Here is a 26,386-nt window from a genome sequence, read left to right as displayed (position 1 = left end):
TTTTATTAAAACAGCATGTTTATAGATCGTCCCGAACAAGGAGTCATTCTTGTTCGGGTTATTTTTAAATATTTCAAGTAAATACGGCTTAATATGGATAAAAAGAAAAACAGAAAACAAAACACTCAATAAGAAATAATTCAAATTGAATATACTAAAAAGCGATAAATCTTTTTCATAACAAAGGAATGAGAATAATGAGAAAACTCATACTATTTCTACATGCATCCCTAGACAGTTTTGTCGAAGGTCCAAATGGGGCAATGGACATAGGTTGGATTGCTTACGATGCCGATTTAGCAAATCATGCCAAAGAAATTTTGAGCACTGCCGATACGGTAATTTGGGGACGAGCGACCTACCAGATGATGCATAATTACTGGCCAACCATGCTTTCAAATCCAGAAGCTTCAGAGCATGAACGCAATCATGCTGAGTGGATTGAAAAGACTGAAAAAATCGTTTTTTCAACCACATTAGATACGGTTGAATGGAATAATTCCCGTCTTGTAAAAGACCATGTCGAAGAAGAAATTAATAAGCTGAAACAGCAAGCGGGTAAGGATATGGTGATTCTGGGGAGTCCAAGGTTCGCACACCATTTGATGCAACTTGGGTTAATTGATGAATATAAAATCACGGTTTCGCCCGTGCTGATTGGTAAGGGCTTGCCACTGTTTCAAGGCATTCAGCAAAAGACCAATCTTAAACTTATTGAAAATAAAACGTTTGCTTCTGGAGCTCTCGGTCTTCACTATCAAAAGATAAGCTAATTTTTTCTATAATATTTATATGAAAAAAACCAATTACAGCGTTCGCCTGTAATTGGTTTTTTCAACAAAAGTTCTATTTAAAGTTTAAAACTAAGGTGTATTTACTTTGTCGAAATAGAGGGTCATAAGCCGTTCTGCATTTTGCTCACACGTAATTTCATCGGGTTTATCATTAATGGCGTGAATCATAGTGCGTAAGTTTTGTTTACTCACCTTTAGCTTTTGTTCTAAAAGTTCTATTTCCTGAATTTTGGTTTCAATCGTTTGAATAAGTGCATCATGATCCCAAGCGACAACTTTCGAGGGCAAAAAACCTTTAATTTCAGCTAAAGAAAACCCAACTTGCTGGGCTTGCTGAATGAGAGAAAGTTGCTTCAAATCATTATCGGTATATTCACGATAGCCATTCGATTTTCTTTTTGCTTTAGGTAAGAGTTTGATTTGCTCGTAGTAACGAATTGTAGGGGTGCTTAAACCACTTAGTTTCGATAACTCGCTAATATTCATAGCCACTACTCTCTTGACATTCAAGCTAACTTTAGACTTATAGTAACATAAAAGCAAGGTTCATAACTTTACCAAGCACACACTTTCAGTAACAACTTTCTATGCTTTGATAGACGAAAGAATAGAATTATAAATATGAAAAATGAGGTGAGAAAATGTCTAAACGCATATTACACGTCGTGACCAATGTTTCACGCTATAAGGATGTAGATCAACAAACAGGGCTGTGGTTAGGCGAGCTCACTCATGCCTATGATGAATTTGAAAAGCAAGGTTATGTGCAAGACATTGTCAGTCCAAATGGTGGCAAAACCCCGATTGAACCAAAATCGCTTGCACCGTTAGTTGCTGATAAATCTGTTAAAGACCGAGAAAAAGATCAAGCTTTTATTACGCTGTTAGCAAATACCTTTAAACCCTCAGATATCAATTGGCAAGACTATGACGTGATTTACTACACAGGTGGTCACGGGGTGATGTGGGATTTTTTAGATAACCCAGAGCTCCAAGAAATTACCAAAAACATTTATGAAAAAGGCGGCATTGTTTCAAGTGTTTGTCATGGCTACTGTGGGTTACTTAATGTACAACTTTCAAATGGTGAGCGACTGATAAAAGATAAGAAGTTAACAGGCTTTGCTTGGAGTGAAGAGGTTTTGGCAGGGGTAGCAAAAAAAGTGCCGTACAATGCCGAAGAGTTAGCGAAAGAATACGGCGCTAATTATGAAAAAGCTTTTATTCCTTTTGCTCCATATGTCGTTCAAGACGGCAAGTTAATTACAGGTCAAAACCCTTTTTCAGCTAGAAAGACGGCTTTAGCAATAGTAGAAGAGCTAGAAAAGTCATAATTGTTAATGATTCAAATATAAACTAGAAAAGCAAAACCAGTGACGGTTTTGCTTTTCGACTGTTTAAATAAAGTGGTGTGATCTAGCAAGGCTAACTTTAAGGAACAATCACAAAATCAGGGTTAGCTATTGCAAAAACTGCTTCGCGGTCTGCGGCTGGTGGATAAATCCAGATGGTATTAATTTCTTGTTTAATTTTTTTAGCTTCATCACGCACAAATTGAACCTGACGATCCCAACCTTCGCTATAGAGTGCGCCCCAAGGACCTAAGTCAACACACGTCACATACTTCGGTTGACTGTATGGATGAAGTGGTAAATCAACTAGTTCTGCCGCAGCGTTGTAACCCGCTACACGGCCTAGACTCATGGCATGTTGGCAAGACATCACGTTAAAGTTACCTAAATCATCGGTTGGAACTTTTACCGTATCGCCAGTGACAAAAATATTTTTTGCTTCAGGTGCATGTAAATAAGCATCCCCTAAAATACGTCCTAAATTATCTTTTTCACCAGTAACTTGAGAGGTGAGCGAGTTGGCTCGCATGCCCGCAGTCCAGATCACGGTTTGTGTTTCAATTTTTTCGCCGTTAGAAAGTGTCACGCCAGTTGCATCGAGTGCTGTAACTCGTAGGCCAGCTTTACCTTCCACACCGAGTTCTGTGAGAGCTTCTCGAATAACAGTAGCAGCTTGGTCACCCATTGCTGCACCAATTTCTGTAGATGAATCTACTAAAACTACACGCACATCAGTTTCGCCTAAAATACTACGTAGACGTTCAGGCATTTCGGTCACAGTTTCAAGTCCAGTTAAGCCGCCACCAGCAACCACCACAGTATTACGTGCTGCATTTGCAGGTTTATTGGCTAAGTTTTTAAGATGTTGATCTAGTTTTTCGGCATCTTCTAGTGTGCTTACGCTAAAGCCATATTCGGTAAGGCCCGGTATTGGGGGCATAAACGTAGTACTTCCGGTTGCCAGAATAAAACGGTCATAGCTTAAGGTTTGTTTGCTGCCATCGGTGGTGGAAACTTCAATTGCCTGTTGGTCGACATCAATTTTATTTACCCAACCTGCTAGAAATTTAACCCCAACCACACTTAATAAATCTGAAATATCAGGGTTCATGTTTTCTAGTACAGCTTCATAAAGACGAGGACGAATACCAACATTTGGGCTAGGGGAAACCATCACTACTTCAATATTTTGTTCTTGCGACGCTAAGTGAATTGCTCTTTGTGCAGCAAGTGCAGCCCATAAACCAGCAAAGCCAGAACCAGCAATAATAATACGCTTACTCATTTGATTATCCTTTTGATAGATTTTCGGACAACACATTCCAACTCATCACAAAATTTAGGGTGAGCGAATCCTTTCTCTGATTGTCCGAAAAATCTGAGAAGGCGTTTAAAACGATTAGGGGAGTTTTAGCTTAGGGTTTTAGGCCCTATCAGTTCATTAGTCGGGGGTGTCCGGCGATATTTTATTTTTCCGCATTTTTGCTGTTCTTCCTTCAATGCGATCATTGATCCAGCCATTTACATCACTAAAAAATACGTCGGGTGCATAACGGCCAAAACGGTCTGCAATATCGCCAAGTGTATGAGCACCTAGCGCATCTCGCATGGCTTTTTCGGCCTGTAGCATGACGGCATGCACTGCACATACACCACTGGTTGCCCAGTCTGGTGGAGCATGATTAAAGACCGCGCATTTACCGCGAACTTCTTGGCATTCAAAAAGCGGTTTTTCACCCTCGATTGCATTCACAATATCTAAAAAACTGATTTCATGAGCAGATCGAGCCAGTAAATACCCACCACGAACACCTTCTTGAGCAATAACGAGACCAGCCTTCTCAAGTTTAGGAAAAATCTTTGCCATAAAACTCGGAGAGACTCCTTGTAATTCGGCAAGATCCTTACTACTCAAAGGTTTATCTTCATTGTTCACAAGAAAAAGAAGACAGTGAATCGCATACTCGACGCTACTAGTGATATAAGCCATTTAATTTCATAATTGATCAACTACAAACACAGACTAATGTAGTCTGCGTTTTAAGTCAATAATAAAACTAGGGCAAAGTTAGTCCTAGTTCTGTTTGGGAGTGATACAGATGAAAGAAAAGGGGGATATATAACTGAATTTAAATACCTTTAAAGTAAAGTTGAACAACATAATTAATTTAAAAAATTATCGAAAAAACTTACGAACGCCACCAATAATTTTCGACATTTGGTTCATTAAGATTCAAGAGTTCACCCATTTGAGGTGTACTAATCGCTAAATTATTTTGTTGAGCCAAGGCGACGATACGTTCAAACGGGTCATCCCAAGCATGAAGGGCCAAATCAAAAGTACCATTGTGCACAGGCAACAAATGACGTCCTTTTAAGTCGATATGTGCTTGTAAAGTTTGCTCTGGCTGCATATGAACATCAGGCCATTCAGGGTCATAAGCGCCCGTTTCTAACATGGTGAGATCGAAAGGGCCATAACGATGTCCAATCTCTTTAAACCCATCGAAATATCCCGTATCTCCACTAAAAAATACACGTAAGTCATTATCAATAATCACCCACGACGCCCAAAGTGTCGCATTGCTATCGCCCATACCACGGCCTGAAAAATGATGGGCAGGGGTAGCCACCAATTTTAGTCCATCTACCTGTGTGGTATCCCACCAGTCGAGCTGCTGAACTTTTTCTGCTGGAATTCCCCATTTAATGAGTGTGTCACCCACACCAAGCGGAGTTAAGAAATGCTCAACTTTATCGTTAAGCTGTATTACTGCATGGTAGTCGAGATGGTCGTAGTGATTATGCGACAAAATCACGCCTTTAATGGGTGGTAATTCGGCAATGCTAATTGGGGGTTGATGGAAACGTTTTGGTCCAAACCATTGAAAAGGTGATGCTCGCTCTGAAAAAACAGGGTCGGTTAACCAAAACTCATTTTGAAGTTTTAACAAGATAGTTGAGTGGCCCAAACGAAATAGAGAGCGGTCAGGTGCACTTAAAAGCTGTTCTTTTGACAAACTTAAAACAGGAATTTCTCTGTTTGGAACAGTTTCTTTTGGTTTATTAAATAGAAACTTCCACATAAGTTGAAGCGTTTTGCCAAAAGAAGGCTTGTGTTGGTTCGGACGCGTATTTCTAAATTTGCCATTGTATTGCTGTGATGGCATTAAGGGAGCAGGCAAGTCTGTTGTGTTTGAAATAGTCATTTTGTTTTTCCTTATTGGAACAAACCTATATGTACAAATAAGAACTTGAGCTAAGTGCTTATTTAGATTTATTTAAATGAGTGTTTACTCGCTCATTAATTCATTCAAAAATAAGGACGCCGCGCATCCTTATTTTTTATCTATATTGAAACTGCATGCCAAAACGCTTCAAAACCAGATTTGCGATAACGCTCGGCTTGAGAAGGGTCTTGGGCAATAAAATTGAGTGTAACTTCAGCAAGCGCACCTAAAATTGAAGCAATAAATAACGGTGGATAGTCTCTTAACTTGCCATCGTTAATACGCTCTTGAATGTTTTGGGTGAGGTCACAAAAGGTTTGCATGCCAATTTGTTTACTTTGCTCAGTAATTTGTTCCGATGTTGAAAGCTGCGCCATTACTTTACGTTTAAGGGGAGCTTCTAAACTCCAGTCCAAATAGCTTTGCCAGATATGCGACATTTGTGTTTTCAGGTCAGCGTTAGTCGGGTAACTAAGCATCATCACCTGACGTAGTTCGGCCTTTAGCGAAAGATATAACTGGTTCAGCAGTTCCTCTTTATTACTAAAATAGGTAAATAAAGTACCTTCTGCCACGCCAGCAACTTTGGCAATTTTTGAGGTAGACGCACGCTCGCCAAGCTCTGCCAATGTTTCGATAGCAGCACTTAAAATTGCATTACGTTTATCTTCACTACGAGGACGAGCCATATACAAAAATATTAATTGAGTGATTACTCAATCATACATAAAAATATTAAGACAGCAAGAGATATTTTGTTTGATCAACATTATTGATTCTTTCTAAATGTAATCGGTGTTTGACCTGTCCATTTCTTAAATGCACGAGTGAAATTTGTGGGTTGTATATAGCCTAAATAAAGAGCTATTTCTTGTATTTCCATATCACTATTGAGTAGTAAGTTTTCAGCTTCTTTTTGTTGCACTTCTTCTAATAGATGCAGATATGAAGAACCGACTTGGCTTAAATGGCGCCGTAATGTTCGGCTAGACATGTTTAAGCGATTCGCAATTTCATCAAATGTAGGGTAACCGACTTGTGGGTTTAAATTTAACTCTGCTTTTACGGTCAGGCATATATCTTTAATTTGTTCGGAAAAGCGGAGTTGTTCAGCTTCACATTGGGCTAGAGCTTGTTTGAAAGCAATCGGATCCGCCATTTTAATAGGTAAATCTAAAAGCTGTTTTTTATACCGAATTTGATTGGTTGGTTGATTAAAATGAATAGTAGGCAATAGGTGTTGATAAGCTTTGTGGTAGCTAGGTTCTGACCAGTCAACAGATAATTCAATATCAGAAAAATCATGCTCTCTCAAAAATTGACCAGCTTGAATCACTCCAATCATTAGACACTCATAAAAAAAACGTCTAAGCGTTTCGGCTTGGGTGGGTTGATTGCTGACAACAGGGTGAGTTTCTTTAATTTCAATAATAGAAAATTCATGCTCATCTAGCAGAGCAATCTGATAATCTTTTAACCGCATATTAAAGAATTGTGTTGAAACCTCTATAGCTTGACGCAGATTTGGACTACTCATGAGGGCATATCCCATTGGCCCATGAGCAGTTAAGCGCAGTTTTATTCCATACTCATATCCCAAACCAGAATCTTTTGACAATACTAAGCTTTCCCATGCCAGTTTAGACCATTGAATAGGGGTAATTCGGGCGTCTAATCTGTCTAAAAGTGTTAAGGGAATTTTACTTTTTTTCAAAATCTCAAGGGCTAAAAATCCTTTGTCTACCATAATTTCTAATAATAAATGAGCATAAGAAATAGGAATGCTGGCTTTGGATAGCCCATAAGGATCTTTCATATTGTTTTTTATTATGGCCGAAAATGATTATCAGTATGTCTGATCTACATCTCACGCTCAAGTCAAAACTTCGGAATAATCAATTTATTCTATTTTGAGCAAGAATTATGAGTCTACCTATTCCACGAGCCTTATCTCGCGTTGTGATTACAGGTGCTTCATCGGGCATTGGTGAAGAGTTAGCAAAACAGTTCGCTTTACGAGGCTATTCCTTAGTTTTAGTCGCTCGCCGTGTCGAAAAATTAGAAGCACTGGCTGAAAAACTAAAAGCTGAATATCAAATATCCGTAGATCTATATCCATGTGATTTGGGAGATAGACAAGCTAGAGCTAAGTTTCGTCAATATTTAGAGACTATTGAGGTTTCCATTCTTTGTAATAACGCAGGTTTCGCAACTTTTGGACGACTTCAAGAGTTAGATGCAGATCGAGAGCGCGAAGAAGTCGAAGTCAATAGTGTGGCAATTCATGACCTGACTTTAGCTGTGTTGCCACAAATGCTTAAACGAAAATCCGGAGCAATACTGATAGTAGGTTCTACTTCTGGTCATCAACCGACTCCGGCAAATGCCACATATGCGGCAACTAAAGCATTTGCAAACTCATTTGCAGAGTCTTTACATAGCGAACTAATTGGTACAGGAGTGACCTGTACTTTACTTGCTCCAGGGCCTACTAAAACAGGTTTTAATGAAGTTGCGGGTATCACCAAAATTGATGGAGTCGGTGGAAATTTTGTTTGGGTAACCGCAGAGCGAGTCGCCAAAGAGGCGATTCAAGGTATGGATTGCAATCGCCGTATTGTGATTCCCGGTTTTATTGCACAGGCGCAAACTTTTGGGGGACGTTATACCCCGCGCATTATTTTGCTCCCAATTCTGAAACAAGTATTTTCGAGATTAAAATCATGAGACAACTCATCAATGATTTAAGTGTTCCACTTGGCTTAGCCAATCTTGGTAATAAGCTGTATCACAATGCTCAGTATTTGACGGCTGTTGTTGAAGTCGATGAAAAAGCGATGGCTCGTTGGTTACCGTCTGGAATGACACTGGTTCAACCTGCCAGAGCTGATTTGTTCTGTGCTTATTTCCCAGAAAATGTCTATACGGGTGCTTACCATGAAGCGGGTTTATTCGTTCATATTAAAGTAGGCAATAAAACAGGAATCTTTTGCCCTTGGATGATTTTGGACGATGATCGCGCCATGATTATTGGACGTGAGTTGCTGGGCTACCCTAAAAAGATGGGTGAGATTAGCTGGGAAAATGACGGAAAACGTATTGTTAGCAATGCCTCACGCCGCGGTACAACACTCATTGAAATGGAAGCCAAGCTGGGTGAAGTCATTCATGATGCGTCTCCAATTTTAGGTTTACCACATCGAAATATTACAGGTGGATTGGGGATTGGTTTACCTCGTGAAGTTCGATTTACCCCGAAAGAACACCCACTTGAAATCCGTCGTGTAGAAATGAACCTACGTTTTACGGGTACTGAAAATGACCCTTTACATGAGATGGGACTAGGTAATGTCATTGAAGCAAGACTGCATCGAGTTGATTTGTCAGGTGGGGTAATTCCTCCAATTCAAATACCTCGTTTACGTACGCCATTATTTTTATTGCGTCAGTTTAATCCTCGTGTTTTATAACTGGAGAATAAATATGAATGCGCTCTTTCAATCAAAAAAAATACAAGATTTTTCTAAAATCTCAGCTTCAATTGATATTCCTGTAAGAGTAATGGACTTTGCCTTTCCAGATGAAATTCCAGAGTTCTGGTTCAATAATAATGCCTTGCTTACGATGTTATTGACTGCATTATCGAGTGCTTTTCCAGATGGTGAACGTCAATTTATTCATAGTGTGCGGAATTATCAGGACAAAATTAGCGATCCTATTTTGCTTAAACAAGTCCGAGCTTTTATTGGCCAAGAAGCGCATCACGGTAAAGAGCATGATGCACTTAATGCCATGATGCTTAAAAAAGGTTACCCAGTTGCACGCATTTATAAACGCTTTAAAAAGATGAACCGCATGTTGCAGCAACGGTTTTCTTTAGAACATCAGTTAGCTTGCACGGTATGTATGGAACACCTCACAGCAATTTTAGCTGACTATTTCATTAGTACCGCACCCCAAGATTTAGAGCTATTTAATACCCATGTAAGGAAAATCTGGGCATGGCATGCGATTGAAGAAACAGAACATAAAGCTGTGGCTTTTGATGTGTACCAGTCGTTGGTCAATAGACCTTATTTCTTACGGCTGGTGATGTTAGAAACTACGCTTTCTTTTCTTATCATTACCAGCAGAGGAACAACCGAACTTTTACGAGCTTCTGGAAAACAAAGAGACTTAAAAGAACTTTATCAAGGTTTCCGTTATTTGCTTGGAAAACAAGGTCTAGTTAGACGGATTGGCAAACACTATCTCGACTTTTTCTCCGCAGATTTTCATCCTTGGAAGCATGACAATCGGGACATGATGAACTTATTAAAAAAGCAATATTTCAATGAAGAGCTGCTGAATTGATCAAAAGCTGATGTTTATGTAGCACCCAAAGAACAAACAATTTTAGGAATAATTATCATGGCACAGTCTACATTTACAAATTCTCCGTTACAGCAACCATTAGAATTGGCGTGCGGCATAACCATACCCAACCGTATTGCAAAGTCGGCCATGAGTGAACAATTAGCAGATCGACATGGTTCGCCCACCACTGACTTACAGCAACTCTATGCAGCATGGGCGAGGGGTGGCACTGGGTTATTAATTACTGGCAACGTGATGATTGATCATCGCGCCTTTGTTGAGCCCCGAAATGTTGTTTTACAAGATGAGCAATTTTTACAAGCAAATAAGTTATGGGCTCAGGCGGCTAAGGCCAATGGTAGCAAAATCATCATGCAAATTAACCATCCGGGCCGTGTTGCTGTCTTGCCACTTTTAAAAAAGCCCATAGCACCATCAGCAGTCGGTCTTGATTTACCTGCCATGAATATTCTTCGCATTCCACGTGCGATGACCGAACCGGAAATATATGAGCAGATCAATCGATTTGCTACAACTGCTGCGCTTGCTGTTAAAGCTGGCTTTGATGGCGTACAGGTTCATGCCGCACATGGTTATTTACTCTCACAATTTTTGTCACCACTCTCAAATGTTCGAAACGATGGGTGGGGAGGAAGTCCTGAAAATCGACGCCGTATGTTAATTGAAACGGTTCGAGCTGTACGAGCTGCAATAGGCAAAGACAAAATATTAAGCGTAAAACTCAACTCTGCCGATTTTCAAAAGGGCGGCTTAAGTCAGGAAGAATCTCTAAAAATTGCATTAGCTTTAGAAGCAGAAGGAATCGATCTATTAGAGATTTCCGGTGGGAATTATGAATCTCCTGCACAGTTAGGGTATGCACCAGATCGTTCTGCTCAACGTGATGCATATTTTATTGACTATGCCACCGCACTTCGCAAACAAAGCAAATTACCACTCATGTTAACAGGTGGACTGCGAGATGTAGATTTCATGAACCATATTGTTGCCAATGGTACGGTTGATTTGGTCGGATTAGCTCGGCCTTTTGCAGTACAGCCAGATTTAGTAAAAAAACTGTTAGCGGGAAAATCTGTATTAAAACCAGCAAAAATTCCAGCCATTGGATACAAACCCGTCGATGCTTATTTGCAACTCGCTTGGCATGCTTCGCAGTTTCGTCGTATTAGCAGTGGGCAACAACCGAAAGCGATTAAGGGATTAGTACGAACATTGATTGCCTTTGGTCCCCGTATGGGCTTTAACATTCTGACTCAGGATTAATGGTAAGCCCTTTTGAAATATAAGGAATTGTAATCATGAATAGTTTAATTAGACAAAACCATGTCATTGTTCCACGGCGTCCTGTATTTAATTTCACTGAAACACCAAAGCATTGGATTTATGATGACCCATTAGTTTCACAAATATTAAATTCAATTAACCCAATTACACCTGCACCTGAACGTTGGTTTTGTCAGACTTTTAGAGATGCATTGCCTTATATTAAAGATGAAAAACTTAAAGAGGCAGCAATTGCTTTCATTAAACAAGAGGGTGCTCATAGTTATGGACATACTCTCGGAACTAGGCATATAGAGGCTTTAGGTATTGATTTAAGTCGTTATACCAAGATGATGAATTGGATATTTAATGACATGATTGGCCCAAAACCATTAGGCTATGAATTGAAGCACCCACGCTTAAAGTCATTGTGGTTAACGACCCGATTAGCAATGGTGGCTGCCGCCGAACATCTGACTGGAGTGTTAGGACATTGGGTTCTCAATGCAGAGGGGCTACAACAAGCGCCTGTCGATGTAGAAATGTTACGTTTATTGCAATGGCATGGAGCTGAAGAGGTAGAACACCGTGAAGTAGCCGATGCAATGTTTAGATACTTTAGCAATAGTAATGTACTTCGGGTTGGGGCGGCAGCTTTCACGTTCCCGCTATTTATTGTTCTGGCTTATATTGCTGTAGAAAATCTAGTAGAACAGGATGCACAATTACCACATCGTTTTCGTTTCAAAGATTATTTCCGAGCAGCTCGACAAGACCGTGTGCCTAAGGTTGACGATATAATACGTGCTTGCTTGCGATATTTTAATCCTCATCATAATCCTTTAAATGAGGGATCAACTGAGCAAGCATTGGCATTTTTAAATGATGGTAATTACCAACAGGTCACTTAAATGACTATATTATCTTTCTGAATCAGTTTTGAAATGATTTTATAAACTATTCATAAGCTGCAATATTTGATTCTTACACCATACAATTTGGTGTTCATGAGACTTTTGCTGATCCCAATATAAATTCATTTGATATCCAACAATATCTATCGGTAGCGGATGCACCTTAATTTGAGGGTAAGTATCTTTAAAATGAGCAATTTGACATTCAGGAATCGTGAGTAAATGGTCCATTTGTGTAATTAATCGGATTGCCGTTTCATATTGTTGGCAGCGGAAACTAATCGTTCTTTTAATACCTTGTTTAGATAAGAAAAAATCTTCAAAAACACGACCTGTGGGACGAGAAGACACTGTAATGTGCTTAGCTTCTAAATAAATTTCTTTGGTTAGGTTTGTTGTGGATAATAAAGGATGCTGCTTGCGACTTATTACTACAAATTGATCTTTAGTAAGGCATTCATAACCAATGCTATCTTCAACCGAATGTTGCACATCAATCGCAAAATCGATTTTCCCCGTAGAAAGCTCATGTCTTAAGTTTTTACGATCAATGCGTACGCTATTTAACTGCAAATTAGGATTAAATTGAGTTAAGTGCTGAATAATAGAGGGTAAAAAAATTCCTTCATACTCATCATTCATAGCAATTGTGAGATGCTTTAAATCTCGTGCTGGCACAAAGTCATGCGTGCTTTGAATTGCTTGATGCATAAGTTGTAATGACTGTTCAATTTTAGGCCATAAACGTTTGGCTAAAGGTGATGGAACAACACCGTGTCCATCTCGAATAAATAATGGATCATTAAAATGATCACGTAAACGTGCCAAAGCATGGCTAACAGCAGGTTGACTTAGAAAAAGTTGTTCACTGGCCCGTGTTAGATTTTTTTCTTTATAAATTGCCACAAATACACGAAATAAATTCAGGTCAATACGAGCAAGAGAGGCAATATTATTATTCATTTCATTCATAGTTTGTTATTCAAACAATTCATTTTATTCATTGTAACAAGTTAGATATGGTCAGGAAATAGCGTAAAAAATAGAGTGATTAAAACCGTGAATTTTGAATGTAGCGCTTGTGGTAACAGCGTTTAGAAAGCGTTGATTACCACTAATTTTTATAAAACCTATGAACATAAGGAAATGATATGGCAACACATTTATTTGATTTGACTGGAAAAATAGCCTTAGTTACAGGTGCAAGCCGTGGTATTGGCGAGGAAATTGCCAAACTTTTAGCTGAACAAGGCGCACATGTAATTGTATCTAGTCGCAAGATTGAAGATTGCCAACGCGTTGCTAATGAAATTATTGCAGCAAATGGTAAAGCGGAGGCAGCCGCTTGTCATGTGGGTAAACTCGAAGATATTGCAGCAATTTTTGAATATATTCGTAAAGAACATGGTCGTTTAGATATTTTAGTCAATAATGCAGCTGCCAACCCTTATTTTGGTCATATTCTCGATACAGATATTGGGGCCTATAACAAAACGGTTGAAGTCAACATTCGTGGATATTTCTTCATGTCTGTCGAGGCAGGTAAATTAATGAAAGAACAGGGTGGCGGTGCAATTGTTAATACCGCATCTGTAAATGCCCTACAACCCGGAGACCGACAAGGTATTTATTCTATTACCAAAGCTGCGGTGGTGAATATGACCAAAGCCTTTGCAAAAGAATGTGGACCATTGGGCATTCGAGTGAATGCTTTATTGCCGGGTCTTACCAAGACCAAATTTGCTTCGGCACTATTTGAAAATGAAGATATTTATAAAAGCTGGATGGACACAATTCCATTACGCCGTCACGCAGAACCACGTGAAATGGCTGGAACTGTACTTTATTTAGTGTCAGATGCTGCGAGTTACACCAATGGTGAATGTATTGTGGTTGATGGCGGTTTAACTATTTAGGGAGGAATAGCAATGTACGAACATTATTCAGGTCAAGTGGTCTTAATCACAGGTGCGGCGAGTGGATTTGGTGCATTGCTGGCAGAGCAACTGGCGAAGTATGGTGCAAAATTAGCGTTGGGTGACTTGAATATTGAAGGGTTAAATACTGTAGTTGAACCGCTACGCCAAGCAGGAGTGGAGGTGATTGCGCAAGTGTGTGATGTTAGCTGTGAAGCAGATGTACAGGCTTTGGTGCAAAGTGCAGTTACTCAGTTTGGTAGAATCGATGTTGGGATCAATAATGCAGGTATGAGTCCGCCTATGAAAAGCTTTATTGATACCGATGAAGCAGATCTGGATTTGAGTTTTGCCGTCAATGCCAAAGGCGTGTTCTTTGGAATGAAGCATCAAATTCGTCAGATGTTGCAACAAGGTGGGGGCATTATTCTGAATGTTGCTTCTGTTGCAGGTTTAGGTGCGGCTCCCAAATTGGCTGCCTATTCTGCGGCAAAGCATGCTGTGGTGGGATTAACCAAAACAGCAGCGATTGAATATGCAAATAAAGGCATTCGAGTTAATGCAATTTGTCCATTTTATACAACCACTCCGATGGTGGTCGACAGTGAACTCAAAGAGAAACAAGACTTTTTAGCGCAGGCCTCGCCAATGAAGCGTCTTGGCCATCCAAGCGAAGTGGTGGCAATGATGCTGATGATGTGTGCCAAAGAAAACTCATATCTCACAGGTCAAGCCATTGCAATTGATGGCGGCGTGACAGCTTATTAAAACATTTATTAAATACATCTTATTCATATGTTTAGGAAAAAATCATGACAATTAATTTAAGCGATCGAGTGGCTATTGTTACAGGTGCAGGCGCAGGTCTAGGGCGGGAACATGCATTGTTACTGGCTCGTTTGGGTGCAAAAGTGGTCGTGAATGATCTTGGTAGCGATGTAAACGGAAAAGGTGGCTCAACCATGGCGGCCCAAAAAGTCGTGGATGAAATTATTGCGGCTGGTGGTGAGGCGGTGGCAAATGGTGCTTCAGTCACTGATATTGAACAAGTTCAACAGATGGTAGATGAAACCATTGCCCGTTGGGGACGTGTAGATATTTTAATTAATAACGCTGGAATTCTTCGAGATAAAACTTTTAGTAAAATGTCACTAGATGATTTCCGTACCGTGATTGATGTCCACTTAATGGGGGCAGTAAATTGCACTAAAGCGGTATGGGATATCATGCGCGAGCAAAAATATGGTCGTATTGTTATGACGACTTCATCCTCTGGTCTATATGGCAATTTTGGGCAGTCCAACTACAGTGCTGCAAAAATGGCATTGGTTGGGCTCATGCAGACACTGGCTTTAGAGGGTGAAAAATCTAATGTTCGGGTGAACTGTCTAGCACCAACAGCTGCAACTCGTATGCTTGAAGGATTATTACCCGAAGAAGCCCTTAAAGCTCTTGCTCCAAGTGCGGTCAGTCCTGCAATCGCGACTTTGGTTAGCGAAGATGCACCTACCCGTATGATTCTTTGTGCGGGCGCAGGTAGTTTTGAAGCTGCCCACATTACCCTTACGCAAGGAATTTATTTAGGTACGGATGAACAAGTTCCGCATGTCTTAGCACAACGTTTAGCTGATGTTTCAGACCGAACAGATGAGTTTGTGCCTGCCAGAGGAGGCGCTCAGGGCGAGCTTGAGCTGAAAAAGGCTTCATTAATGGCAGGAGAATAATTTTGACAAAAAATACATTAAGCATCGACCAACTGGTTGAGTTGCAAGGCCAAGCATTAGGTAGCTCGCAATGGATGACCATTGATCAAAGCATGATTAATACCTTTGCGGATGTCACACAAGATCATCAATTTATTCATGTGGATGAGGAAGCTGCTCGCCAGACACCTTTTGGGGGCACGATTGCCCATGGTTTTTTAACACTCTCTTTACTTTCAGCAATGGCCGCTCAGGTGTTGCCGACTGTACAGGGGCAGAAATCTGGCGTGAATTATGGCATCAATAATTTGCGTTTTATGAGTCCTGTACATAGCGGTAAGCGGGTGCGTGGAAATTTTCACTTAAAAAATGTTTCCCAAAAAAATAAGGGAAGTTATCAGTTGATCATGGAAGTCACGATTGAAATCGAAGATCAGGCAAAACCGGCACTTGTGGCCGAGTGGCTTACACTTGTAAATGTAGAGGAATAAACCATGAGCAATGAATTAATTCTCTCTCGCCGTGATGTCGATTTTTTGCTATTCGATTGGCTAAAAGTCGAAGAACTCAGCCAACGCAATTCTTTCGCAGGACAGGACCGTTTTGAATATACGTCTGTTTTAAACGTTTACGAGGCTTTGGCAACCGATTTATTTGCTCCTCATAATAAAAAAAATGACAGTAACGAACCTGTTTTTGATGGTGAGCGTGTAACTGTCAATCCTGAAGTCGGGGTAGCGCTTAAGGCTTTTGCTGATGCAGGTTTGATGAGTGCAGCGTTTCCGTCAGATTGGAATGGGATGAACTTACCCAATACCATCGAGCGTGCAGGTATGGCATATCTACTCGGTGCCAATTCTGGAACTGCGGGCTACGCCTTTTTAACCATTGGTAATGCAAATTTATTAATGGCTCATGGAGAACCTGAAAAAGTTAAGCCCTATGTCAACGCCATGATGGAAGGCAAATGCTTCGGAACGATGTGTTTATCGGAGCCGCAAGCAGGTTCAAGTCTGGCTGATATTCGTACACGTGCGATTAAAACAAAAGATGGTCGTTATCGTTTGTTTGGAAACAAAATGTGGATTTCAGGTGGCGAGCACGATATCTCTGACAATATTGTTCATTTGGTTTTGGCAAAAATTCCAGATGAAAATGGACAATTACCAGCAGGTGTGCAGGGCATTTCTCTGTTTACCGTACCGCGCAAATTACTCGATGAAAATGGACAGCCAAGTGAACGTAATGATGTGGTATTAGCTGGCATTAACCACAAAATGGGCTATCGAGGAACAGTGAATTGTGTGCTGAATTTTGGGGAAGGTCGTTTCACACCCGAAGGAGAAGCAGGCGCAATTGGTGAGCTAGTCGGCGAAGCTGGTAAAGGGCTGGCCTATATGTTCCATATGATGAATGAAGCCCGAATTTCGGTTGGACTTGGGGCAGCAGCATTAGGATATACAGGTTATCTTCATGCTTTAGATTATGCAAAAACTCGAGTACAAGGTCGCTCTCGTAGTGAACGCAATCCAAGTTCTCCACAAATCCCGCTTATTCAACATGCGGATGTTCGCCGTATGCTCTTGGCGCAAAAAGCATATGTCTCAGGTGCGTTGGCACTATGCCTATATGCAGCCCGATTAACCGATGATATCCACTCGCTTGAAGATGCCGAGCAACGCGATCAAGCCCATCAATTACTTGATCTATTAACACCAGTGGTGAAAAGCTGGTCTTCTGAATGGGGGCTTGTGGCAAATGATTTAGCCATTCAAGTTCATGGCGGCTACGGTTATACCCGTGAATATAATGTTGAACAGTTTTATCGGGACAATCGACTCAACCCGATTCATGAAGGAACATTTGGCATTCAAGCGCTTGATTTATTAGGACGAAAAACTCGTCTTAATCAGGGACTGTCGATGAAGCTATTACATGAAAAAATCATGAATACGATCGAACAAGCCAACGCAGAGCCTTCTTTAAAAGATCATGCAGATCAATTAGACCAAAAGTGGCAACTCATCCGAAATGTAACAGAGAAATTGCATGCATTAACCGATGTAGAACTTCAACTGGCAAATGCAGCCAATTATCTAGAAGCTTTTGGACATCTTGTGGTGGGATGGTTATGGCTTGATCAAGCAGTAGTCATTCATAAACTCATGCCGAACTCAACAGACCCTGATTTTCTGCGTGGGAAGCTTGCCGCGTGTGATTATTTCTTTGGCTGGGAAATGCCAAAAATTATGAGTTGGTTAGCGGTACTTGATCCGGTAGAGACGACTCCACTCAATATGTCAGAAGAATGGTTCTAGTAAGAACCATTCCTTAACCGCGCCGTTTGACAGAAAAGGAGAACAACCTGATTTTATAGAAAATACCTAATAAGAATCACTATGTAAAAACAAACATCAGGCGTTCAGTAAAGAGCGCCCTAATAAGTAAAAATAAAAATCTAGGACGGATTAAAAGATGAAAAAGAAAACATTAGTCATGGTCATGGCTTCATTTTGTACGAGCCCAATCTATGCAGCAGCATTTGATCGAACAGGACAATCAATTTCTGCATTTCTACAACCTGATAATTATTTTGAGGCAAGTTTATCTGTTTCAGACACTTCGTTAGAAGGACAAGAAGCGGGTACAAACCCAACACGTAATAGTATTTCTGATATTGCAAACTCTGATTATCGTCCCAGTGCGGCTTTGAAATTACAGTTAGCACCTCAGTTCTCATTTGGTTTTCTATACGATCAGCCCTTTACTTCCGACTCAGAATATTATGGAAATAACAGCTTTGTTGCTAAGCCGAGTGATACGATTTTAGTACCGGGCATTGATTCAGCAACACTGGCCCAAAAGACCGGTAGAGAAGCCGTAACAGGTAACACCAAATCGAATTTTGTTATGCAAAATTTTAGTCTGATTTTTGGTTATCAACCGGATAAGAACTGGAATTTTTATGCAGGTCCTGTTTATCAGACATTTAAAAGTAACGTCAATTTAAGAGGTCAAGTTTTCAGTTTATATAATGGCTATGACTTTAATGCCAAAGAAGTTGGAGATTGGGGATGGTTGGCAGGATTTGGTTATCAAATTCCCGAAAAAGCCATTAAAGCCTCATTGACCTATCGTTCAGAAATTATGCATGAAGTGACTGCTAATGAAAATGCGCCACTGGTTGATATGTTAAGTACACAGCAAGGCCGTGATTTTCTTGATCAGCATTTGGCGTATATGGTTTCTATAGGACAACTCACTGAATCGCGGAAGGATGCACTCAATCATATTGTTGCGGGCTTACCCGAAGCAGGCACATCAGGCTCAACTAAGTTTAGAGCGCCAGAGTCAGTAAATTTGGAATTTCAGACCGGATTACGCAAAGGTACTTTATTGTTCGGTAACGTGCGTTGGGTTCACTGGAACGATTTTGAGTTTAAACCCTATCGTTTTGGCGAAATCTCAGAAGTTGTTGGGGTTCTATCAACGCCAAGTCGTCCAAATGGTTTTAATCTGGTTCGTTATTATGATGATCAATGGTCTGCCAATCTTGGAATTGGACAACGCCTAAGCGATAAATGGTCAGGTTCAGTTTCTGTAGGTTGGGACTCGGGAGCAGGTGAGCGCGTATCCACAGGCGGACCAGCTAAAGGTTATTACAGTGTTGGTCTTGGTGCGCAATATAGTCCAACTTCAAAATACTTTATTTCAGGTGGAATGAAGTACCTATGGCTTGGTGACGCCAAAGGTCAGCTTGGTGCTCAGGCAGGCAGTGAATATTATGTGGGTGAATATAAAAATAACTATTCAATCGGTTACGGTTTGAAAATTGGTTATAAATTTTAATTCAACTATTTGATGGATCGCTTAGTTATATAAACAGTTTATTTCTGTACGAGAGTAAGCAGATTAAGAGATTAAAGAAAATATAAAAAGTGGAGTAGGAACAGTTCCATTTCTCCCTCTCATAAAAGGACAATAAGATGACAAAACAGATCTGGTTAGATGAATATAAGCAATGGAATATAGAAAGTACGATTACATTGCCGGATGAACAAACTTCACTTCTCGATTTATGGGACAATAGTTTTAATAAGTTCCAGCAAAGAAAGGCTTTTATATTTGCAGATCAATCTTTTTCTTATGCTGAAATCGATTTATATAGTCGACAAGTAGCAACATTCTTGCAAAGTTTAGGGCTAGAAAAAGGTACACGTGTTGCCGTAATGATGCCCAATATTATTCAGTACCCAATTATTTCACTTGCCGTCATTCGTGCAGGTTACATTCTGGTCAATATTAACCCCCTCTATACAGCACGTGAGTTAAAGCATCAATTAAATGATGCAGGCGCAAAAGTCTTATTTATATTAGAGCAGTTTTTACCTGTTTATGACGCTGTCAAAGAGCAAGTGGCGGTTGAGCAGATTATTACGACCACCATGACTGAAATGTTAGACCAACCTACTGAATTAGACACCTTAGATTCTAAAAAATACGCTTTTAAGCAAATCTTATTGAAGACAAATGCCCGAGACTATATACGTCCTAAGCTTGTTCTTGAGGACACTGCGCTTTTGCAATATACGGGCGGAACCACAGGTGTATCCAAGGGCGCAGAATTAACCCATAAAAATATTGTCGCCAACTTATTACAAAATAATGTGGTTTTTAAAAGCTATTTTGGTGACCGAGATGCTTTTGAAGATGAAATAGCGATCTGTGCCTTACCGCTTTATCATATTTTTGGTTTTACTGTCTGTTTATTGCATAGTGCAATGAATAAAGGTTATGCCACTGTTTTAGTTCCAAACCCGCGTGATTTAGATGCTCTCGTACATTGTTTTGAAAAATATCGTCCTACGGTTTTTCCTGCTGTAAATACATTATTTAATGCACTGATTAATCATGAAGGCTTTAATAAATTGGACCACAGCCGTTTAGAAATTACTACAGGCGGCGGTATGGCAATTTTGAAATCCACTGCCGATGGATGGGAAAAACTGACAGGACGTATTATCCGTGAAGGGTATGGCTTATCAGAAACTTCGCCTGTTGCAACCTTTAACCCACCAATCTCTAATACTTTTAGTGGCACGATCGGTATTCCTGTCCCGAGCACGGATATTGCAATTTTGGATGATGAAGGTCACCAATTAGCACCCGGTGAAACTGGAGAAATTGCAATTCGTGGCCCGCAGGTCATGAAAGGTTATTGGAATTTACCTGAAGAAACGAAAGCAGTCATGACTGCTGACGGTTTCTTTAGAACGGGTGATATTGGCTTCATGAATGAAAAAGGCTATACCAAAATTATTGACCGTAAAAAAGACATGATTTTAGTGTCAGGTTTTAATGTTTTTCCGAACGAAATTGAAGAAGTTTTAGCCCAACATCCAAAAATTTTGGAAGTCGCCGTGGTTGGCATTGCAGATGAAAAATCGGGTGAAGTGCCTAAAGCCTTTATTGTTAAAAAAGATGACTCTTTATCGGTTGAAGAAATCCAGACCTATGCAAAAGAAAACCTGACAGGCTACAAACAACCACGCTATATTCAATTTATTAATGAATTACCCAAGTCGAACGTGGGTAAAATTTTAAGAAAAGAACTAAAAGTTTAATAAGAACTTTTAATTAAAAACATAAGCGTATGGGACTAGAAGGTCCATCAATAAATGGAAAAAAAGGAATGAGATTATGGGTTCAGGATTAATTACCGTATTTTTACCAATTGCACTTGCAATTATTATGGCTGGTTTAGGTCTAGAGCTGACCGTAAATGACTTCAAACGTGTACGACAACACCCCAAAGCAGTCTTTATCGCATTATTTTGCCAACTGGTTATTTTAGTCAGTATTGCTTTTATTATTTGTAAGGTTCTTGCTTTACCACCATTGCTCGCTGTGGGATTAATGCTCCTTTCTGCATCACCGGGCGGGCCAACTGCTAATTTATTTAGCTATCTCTATAAAGGTGATATCGCTTTAAATATTACTTTAACGGCTATAAATTCGGTGATTGCTGCCTTTACACTTCCATTAATTGTGAATTTTGCAATACAACACTTTATGGAAAATGGACAAAACGTAGGTTTGCAATTCTCTAAAATCATACAAGTTTTTCTCATTATTTTAGTGCCCGTGGGTATTGGGATGTTAGTCCGTCATTTTTCACCGCATATGGCTGAAAAGCTCAATAAACCTGTGCGTATTTTTGCTATTGTTTTTCTCGTATCCATCATCATATTGGCAATTGCGCGAGATTACCAAAATCTGATGACGTATATTGGGCAAATTGGATTGGCAACTTTGCTGTTCTGCGTATGTAGTTTAATGGTTGGCTATTTTGTTCCACGATTATTCGGTGTAAATAGCTTTCAGGCAAAAGCTTGTGCGTTTGAAATTGGGATTCATAACAGTACCTTAGCTATGACCATTGCATTTACTGTAATGGCAAGCAGTATGGCCGCTATGCCAGCAGCAGTTTATTCATTATTTATGTACATTGTTGCCGCAATCTTTGGCACATTGCTAAATCGTCTAGAAAAGAAAGAGATGGCACAAATATCAACAATCACCTAAAACGAACTTAATATCTTGCAGATAAAGATATTTAACTACCACCACATGTTTATAATTTGAATTAAAAGAGGAGGTCAATACCTCCTTTTTTAGTCTCAAAATTTAAAATATTTATGGCCGAGTCAGCGTAGTCACAATAAAAAGAAAGCGTTAGAGTGCTGTTATAAAAGCAAATTGTTAAGCCAATATTTAAGGTTTTTCTTAATTATGTAATTAAATGAAAAACAATAATTTAATTAAATAATTTCTAGCCAATTTCACATTGACAGCTCAAATATTGAAGATTACCATTTGCGGGCTGGCCTACATTGCCAGTCGGTTTTGACGGACCGAGTTTGTAAGACCACATCAGAGCTATTCCTTCTGAGGGATACTCATATGTGCACACCCCGTTCCCTCCCGTAGCGGTAGGACGGGAGTGGGACACCTTCGGGTGTGCTGGAGTCTTACCCAGTCCGTCAACCTGCTTCCGTTCTGCCACCATAATTTATAATGCTTTGGCAGAACTCCCAAAAGAAGGAGTTGGCTATGCACATTCATAAATTATTGGCAGTCACTGTCAAAATCTATCTCGACACAACTTAAATCAATTTAAAGCAGTTTGATGAGCCATAGGCTTTTCAGGCTTTAAATCATTACGTCTAAAACTTAGCAACAATAAAACTTGAGATGTGCCAAGCACAGTCTTTACGGCTTTGCTGTGCCTTTTTTTCTCCCAGAAAAGGCACAGGCTTTTTAATCTCTTTTAGCAACAACAAGAATTTATAACGGTAAAACGATGCCAACTTTAGAAAGATCTTCCAAAAAATTACAGGTTCTTCATACAGCAATTGAGCTGTTTAATATCTATGGATTTCACAATACGGGCGTGGACTTAATCGTCAAAAAATCCAAAATTCCTAAAGCCACTTTTTATAATTACTTTCACTCAAAACAGCGGCTTATTGAAATGTGCGTATCCTTTCAAAAAAGCAAACTCAAAGAAGAAGTGCTGGCAATTATCTACTCAAGCCGTTACCGAACCTCAAGCGATAAACTTAAAGAGATTATTGTTTTACATGTCAGTTTTAATAGCCTGTACTATCTATTACTTAAAGCCATTTTTGAAACTAAACAGATTTACCCGCAGGCCTACCGTATAGCGCTTGAATATAGAAAATGGCTGCTTAAAGAACTTTTTGATTTGGTTTTTAGTTTGGACACCCATCATGCGTTAAAACCAAGTGCGGATATGGTTTTAAACTTAATTGATGGCTTGATGTTCCAGATTTTAAGCTCAAAAAGTTTGGAAGAGAGGGATGTGGTGGTGGAGAGGTTTTTTACAAATAAGCAAATACATTTATAAATAGATGGCTCTATTGAAAGAGCCATAATCTTATAAACTTAGTCAGAGATTATTTCATACATTTTTTTAAATAACAGACTATCTTTGTCGGCAAGGGTATTCACAATATCAAAATGATTATGTCCTTCATCTTTAATTAATGAAACGTTTAATCCTTTTTCTTTGCATATTGAGTAGAAAAAATTGGTTTGATTTTTGAAACCTTCTGTCTCTAGCTCTCCTACACTGAGTATGAGTGGTGCAGCATTTACTGGCAATGGTAAATTTTCATAAGGGCTGAGGTTAGTTGCTTGTTCTGGACTGAGTTTAAGCCATTCATTAATGTTGGTATCACATAAGGGTAATAAATTATAAAGGCCACTTAACCCAAGAACACCTTTAATGACATTTTTTGGCAAATTAAATTCTTCTTGCCAACAATCATTCCACAGCATTGCAACCAAATGTCCTCCAGCTGAACTCCCGCCTATATATATTTGCTCAGGGTCTATGCCATAATTTTTAGCATTATGGTAAATCCAAGCAATCGATGTTCTTACTTCTCTCACAATTTCAAAAAGTGATGCTTGAGGACAGAGGCTATATTCAATTGTAGACACCGCTATTCCATGTGCTACAAAATTTTCAGCCATAGAGCAAGCATCATCTTTACTTTGTGCCCGCCAATAGCCTCCATGGATATAGATAAAAATTGGTGAAGGCTGTTTCTTTGCTGGAAAAATATCTAATGTTTCTCTTCTAGCTAAGCCGTAATGTAGATTATATAAGCCTGTAATCGCATCTTTGGATTTCTGCGCAAGTCGTGCATATTCCTTCATACAAGCATCAAAATCAGCCACTGAATTTCTTGCATTGTATTGAATTTCTCTTTCTTGAAGATTTGAGAAGAATAGGTCTGTCATATAAGCCTCGATAACAATTTATTTAATAAAAGGATAGTAATTAATTAGTTCAGACAACTTTAAATTTTTGTTTAGCTATATTTAGCTCCCGATACCACTTAAGTGCTAAACAAATAAAAGCAATAAAACTAGGTACGGCTAAACTTAAGAAAATTGAACTCATATCTAGCTTTAAAGTAAAAATGAAAGAACCTAAAAATGATCCTAAAATTGCCCCAATACGGCTTATTCCATGCATCCATGAAACGCCAGAGCCCCTACAGTTCGCTGGATAAAAAAGAGTAGCTAACGGAAATAATGCTGTTTGGGCACCTGCTAATAGGCCTCCAATCATAAAGATCAGTATTGAAAAGAGGCTAATGTTTGTATGCGTAAAGCTAAGAAGAATGAATAATAAGAATGCCGAGAAATATGAAGAAGTAATCACTTTGGTTGGATTTAATCTATCCATAAATCTACACATGATCATAGCTCCAATCACACCCCCGAATGGGAATAAAGTAGACATAAGACTTAATTGTTGTAGATCAAAACCAACAGTTTTTAAAATTGTAGGCATCCAGCTTGTAAAAAGATAAAACACTAATAAACTCATAAAAGAGCAAAGCCATAACATTAATGAACCAAATAAGTATTTGCTAAAGATATCTTTAAGTGGATTATTTTGTTCAACAACTTCCTTTTCCGCTAAAGATAAGACAAACTCTTTCTCAATTTTTTTTCCATGTATTTTTTCTAAAATTAAAAGTGCTTTATTCTGTTGGTTATTGATAATAAGGAATTGTGTGGATTCAGGCAGGGAGAAAATGAGTACAAGGGTAAGTAATGCAGGTATCAAGCCAATAATAATTAATAATTCAGACCAACTAAAAATTTTTAATAGATAAGCTGAAAGGAACCCTCCAGAAGATACTCCCATTAGAAATCCACAACCAGCTAAACCCGTGAGAAATGCTCGATGCTTTTTAGGCATATATTCTGAAACGATTGTACTAACATTAGGCATTGTTGCACCTAACCCAAGTCCAGTAATAAATCTATAGATAATGAGTTCTGCTGTATTGGTCGAGTAAGCAGAGATTATTGTAAATATAGATAAGATTAGCATGCTGATAATCATTATTTTCTTTCGGCCAAACTTATCTGCAAAAATACCTGATATTAAGGCGCCAATACTCATACCGATTAAAGCAGCACCAAATACAGGAGCTAATTCGGCCTTTGAAATTTGCCATTCATCTAACAAAGGTGGTGCTATAAAACCTATGATTCCAGTATCAAGTCCATCACAGAAAAATACTAAGAAACCTAAAACAAAGACTACCCACTGGAGGGGGGCTAGTTTTTCTCTATCTACAATATCGTTCACATCTATTTTAATCATATACATTCCTGAAATTTATTTAAATATTCATAAAAATGTAGAATAGGTTTTATGAATTTAGGTTAAAGATGAAGATGCTTTTAAGCTTTATTATTGTTTTTTATAGGATATAAGATATCCAATTTATCCAGATTTATATCCGATAATTCCAAATTTTAATTAAGTTATATTTTTCAATTAATTGTTTCATTTTAAAAATTAATATTTTTTTTAAAGTTGTTGTATGAAGTAAATTTTCTTTTTTAACAAAATCAAACATATATTAAAATAAAATTATTTAGAATTATTTCATCATAATTTGGGAATTTGCTTATGAAATTGTTAGGAATATTATCTATCCCTTTTATTATCTCTGCCTGTGTTACTAATCAGAATGTGCAAAAGGAAGAGACCCCAGAATGTATGAATTATCATGCAATGATGACAGCACCTATGCCAGCAGAGGCAATGGAAAACTTAAAAAAAGCCTGTTACGAATCTAGAAAATAGCGTTGAGCATTTATATTTAAAAAAAATTTATTAATACGAGAATATTAAGTTAAAAAATAACTGCTGACTGTTCTTATTTTTGCAACTTAAGTTCTTATTTTAGTAGCTTGTTTTAATCTTTCGAAATCAGAA

At 38.9% G+C, this 26,386-nt stretch carries 26 protein-coding genes; 17 read left to right on the top strand and 9 right to left on the bottom strand.

Going from position 1 to position 26,386, the window contains the following annotated elements; all coding sequences use genetic code 11:
* Nucleotides 1-197: 197 nt before the first annotated feature.
* Nucleotides 198-773, top strand: a complete 576-nt coding sequence (locus RMA94_RS14460; RefSeq protein ID WP_311083585.1) for a dihydrofolate reductase family protein — start codon at nt 198-200, stop codon at nt 771-773.
* A 90-nt stretch (nt 774-863) separates the two neighbouring features.
* Here the strand turns inward: RMA94_RS14460 and RMA94_RS14455 are convergent, their stop codons facing one another.
* Complete coding sequence (locus RMA94_RS14455; protein ID WP_151768034.1) at nt 864-1,280, bottom strand: MerR family transcriptional regulator; 417 nt, start codon at nt 1,278-1,280, stop codon at nt 864-866.
* A 155-nt stretch (nt 1,281-1,435) separates the two neighbouring features.
* Between RMA94_RS14455 and RMA94_RS14450 the strand changes: the two genes are divergently transcribed.
* Nucleotides 1,436-2,128 (top strand): type 1 glutamine amidotransferase domain-containing protein, encoded by a 693-nt coding sequence (locus RMA94_RS14450; protein ID WP_311083581.1) that lies wholly within the window; start codon nt 1,436-1,438, stop codon nt 2,126-2,128.
* Between the two features lie 97 nt (nt 2,129-2,225).
* Here the strand turns inward: RMA94_RS14450 and RMA94_RS14445 are convergent, their stop codons facing one another.
* The 5 genes from RMA94_RS14445 to RMA94_RS14425 all read right to left on the bottom strand — a co-directional run bounded on the left by RMA94_RS14445 (nt 2,226) and on the right by RMA94_RS14425 (nt 7,192).
* Nucleotides 2,226-3,431, bottom strand: coding sequence for an FAD-dependent oxidoreductase (locus tag RMA94_RS14445; protein ID WP_311083579.1), 1,206 nt, complete (start codon nt 3,429-3,431; stop codon nt 2,226-2,228).
* Nucleotides 3,432-3,587: 156 nt separating this feature from the next.
* Nucleotides 3,588-4,136, bottom strand: coding sequence for an Rrf2 family transcriptional regulator (locus tag RMA94_RS14440; protein ID WP_199987599.1), 549 nt, complete (start codon nt 4,134-4,136; stop codon nt 3,588-3,590).
* A 199-nt stretch (nt 4,137-4,335) separates the two neighbouring features.
* Complete coding sequence (locus tag RMA94_RS14435) at nt 4,336-5,355, bottom strand: MBL fold metallo-hydrolase (RefSeq protein WP_311083576.1); 1,020 nt, start codon at nt 5,353-5,355, stop codon at nt 4,336-4,338.
* Between the two features lie 140 nt (nt 5,356-5,495).
* Nucleotides 5,496-6,065: a TetR/AcrR family transcriptional regulator gene (locus RMA94_RS14430; RefSeq protein ID WP_068530018.1), complete on the bottom strand. Its 570-nt coding sequence runs from the start codon at nt 6,063-6,065 to the stop codon at nt 5,496-5,498.
* Between the two features lie 80 nt (nt 6,066-6,145).
* Nucleotides 6,146-7,192, bottom strand: a complete 1,047-nt coding sequence (locus RMA94_RS14425) for an AraC family transcriptional regulator (RefSeq protein ID WP_000654754.1) — start codon at nt 7,190-7,192, stop codon at nt 6,146-6,148.
* 107 nt (nt 7,193-7,299) lie between these two features.
* Between RMA94_RS14425 and RMA94_RS14420 the strand changes: the two genes are divergently transcribed.
* Genes RMA94_RS14420 through RMA94_RS14400 form a run of 5 tightly spaced genes read left to right on the top strand, consistent with a single transcriptional unit; the run spans nt 7,300 to nt 11,927 of the window.
* Entirely contained in the window at nt 7,300-8,103 is an 804-nt protein-coding gene (locus RMA94_RS14420) for an SDR family oxidoreductase (RefSeq protein ID WP_060466491.1), read from the top strand.
* On the top strand, nt 8,100-8,846 hold the full coding sequence (locus RMA94_RS14415; RefSeq protein WP_311083574.1) for an acetoacetate decarboxylase family protein: 747 nt from the start codon (nt 8,100-8,102) through the stop codon (nt 8,844-8,846). The genes RMA94_RS14420 and RMA94_RS14415 overlap by 4 nt, the downstream gene beginning before the upstream one ends.
* Before the next feature lie 13 nt (nt 8,847-8,859).
* Entirely contained in the window at nt 8,860-9,729 is an 870-nt protein-coding gene (locus tag RMA94_RS14410; RefSeq protein WP_060466493.1) for a metal-dependent hydrolase, read from the top strand.
* Nucleotides 9,730-9,786: 57 nt separating this feature from the next.
* Nucleotides 9,787-11,016, top strand: coding sequence for an NADH:flavin oxidoreductase/NADH oxidase family protein (locus RMA94_RS14405; RefSeq protein WP_311083572.1), 1,230 nt, complete (start codon nt 9,787-9,789; stop codon nt 11,014-11,016).
* Between the two features lie 35 nt (nt 11,017-11,051).
* Complete coding sequence (locus tag RMA94_RS14400; protein ID WP_311083570.1) at nt 11,052-11,927, top strand: metal-dependent hydrolase; 876 nt, start codon at nt 11,052-11,054, stop codon at nt 11,925-11,927.
* 39 nt (nt 11,928-11,966) lie between these two features.
* Here the strand turns inward: RMA94_RS14400 and RMA94_RS14395 are convergent, their stop codons facing one another.
* The gene (locus tag RMA94_RS14395; RefSeq protein ID WP_311083568.1) at nt 11,967-12,902 is read right to left on the bottom strand and encodes a LysR family transcriptional regulator; all 936 of its coding nucleotides are present in this window, start codon (nt 12,900-12,902) and stop codon (nt 11,967-11,969) included.
* A 179-nt stretch (nt 12,903-13,081) separates the two neighbouring features.
* Here RMA94_RS14395 and RMA94_RS14390 point away from each other — a divergent pair, with 179 nt between their 5' ends.
* The 9 genes from RMA94_RS14390 to RMA94_RS14350 all read left to right on the top strand — a co-directional run bounded on the left by RMA94_RS14390 (nt 13,082) and on the right by RMA94_RS14350 (nt 23,479).
* Complete coding sequence (locus tag RMA94_RS14390) at nt 13,082-13,846, top strand: SDR family oxidoreductase (RefSeq protein ID WP_000190710.1); 765 nt, start codon at nt 13,082-13,084, stop codon at nt 13,844-13,846.
* Between the two features lie 12 nt (nt 13,847-13,858).
* A complete protein-coding gene (locus RMA94_RS14385; RefSeq protein WP_311083567.1) occupies nt 13,859-14,614 on the top strand; it encodes a glucose 1-dehydrogenase in 756 nt (251 codons plus the stop codon).
* Between the two features lie 44 nt (nt 14,615-14,658).
* Nucleotides 14,659-15,570: an SDR family NAD(P)-dependent oxidoreductase gene (locus tag RMA94_RS14380; protein WP_311083566.1), complete on the top strand. Its 912-nt coding sequence runs from the start codon at nt 14,659-14,661 to the stop codon at nt 15,568-15,570.
* Nucleotides 15,571-15,572: 2 nt separating this feature from the next.
* The gene (locus RMA94_RS14375; protein ID WP_017386095.1) at nt 15,573-16,040 is read left to right on the top strand and encodes a MaoC family dehydratase; all 468 of its coding nucleotides are present in this window, start codon (nt 15,573-15,575) and stop codon (nt 16,038-16,040) included.
* Between the two features lie 3 nt (nt 16,041-16,043).
* Entirely contained in the window at nt 16,044-17,867 is a 1,824-nt protein-coding gene (locus tag RMA94_RS14370; protein ID WP_311083564.1) for an acyl-CoA dehydrogenase, read from the top strand.
* 157 nt (nt 17,868-18,024) lie between these two features.
* The gene (locus tag RMA94_RS14365) at nt 18,025-19,398 is read left to right on the top strand and encodes a long-chain fatty acid transporter (protein ID WP_311083562.1); all 1,374 of its coding nucleotides are present in this window, start codon (nt 18,025-18,027) and stop codon (nt 19,396-19,398) included.
* Nucleotides 19,399-19,535: 137 nt separating this feature from the next.
* Nucleotides 19,536-21,173, top strand: a complete 1,638-nt coding sequence (locus RMA94_RS14360) for an AMP-binding protein (protein ID WP_311083561.1) — start codon at nt 19,536-19,538, stop codon at nt 21,171-21,173.
* Between the two features lie 76 nt (nt 21,174-21,249).
* Nucleotides 21,250-22,134: a bile acid:sodium symporter family protein gene (locus tag RMA94_RS14355; protein ID WP_068556869.1), complete on the top strand. Its 885-nt coding sequence runs from the start codon at nt 21,250-21,252 to the stop codon at nt 22,132-22,134.
* Nucleotides 22,135-22,912: 778 nt separating this feature from the next.
* The gene (locus RMA94_RS14350; RefSeq protein ID WP_068556871.1) at nt 22,913-23,479 is read left to right on the top strand and encodes a TetR/AcrR family transcriptional regulator; all 567 of its coding nucleotides are present in this window, start codon (nt 22,913-22,915) and stop codon (nt 23,477-23,479) included.
* Nucleotides 23,480-23,517: 38 nt separating this feature from the next.
* Here the strand turns inward: RMA94_RS14350 and RMA94_RS14345 are convergent, their stop codons facing one another.
* Both RMA94_RS14345 and RMA94_RS14340 read right to left on the bottom strand, forming a co-directional pair.
* Nucleotides 23,518-24,381, bottom strand: coding sequence for an alpha/beta hydrolase (locus tag RMA94_RS14345; RefSeq protein WP_311083560.1), 864 nt, complete (start codon nt 24,379-24,381; stop codon nt 23,518-23,520).
* A gap of 49 nt (nt 24,382-24,430) precedes the next feature.
* Complete coding sequence (locus RMA94_RS14340; protein WP_032052081.1) at nt 24,431-25,765, bottom strand: MFS transporter; 1,335 nt, start codon at nt 25,763-25,765, stop codon at nt 24,431-24,433.
* Nucleotides 25,766-26,077: 312 nt separating this feature from the next.
* Between RMA94_RS14340 and RMA94_RS14335 the strand changes: the two genes are divergently transcribed.
* Nucleotides 26,078-26,254, top strand: coding sequence for a hypothetical protein (locus tag RMA94_RS14335; RefSeq protein WP_017481060.1), 177 nt, complete (start codon nt 26,078-26,080; stop codon nt 26,252-26,254).
* Nucleotides 26,255-26,386: the final 132 nt, after the last annotated feature.

It is taken from the genome of Acinetobacter sp. V115_6 (genome assembly GCF_031799025.1).
GTDB lineage: Bacteria > Pseudomonadota > Gammaproteobacteria > Pseudomonadales > Moraxellaceae > Acinetobacter > Acinetobacter pittii.
Note: the sequence above shows the minus strand (reverse complement) of the source record. Positions and strands in the feature narration are given on the sequence as shown.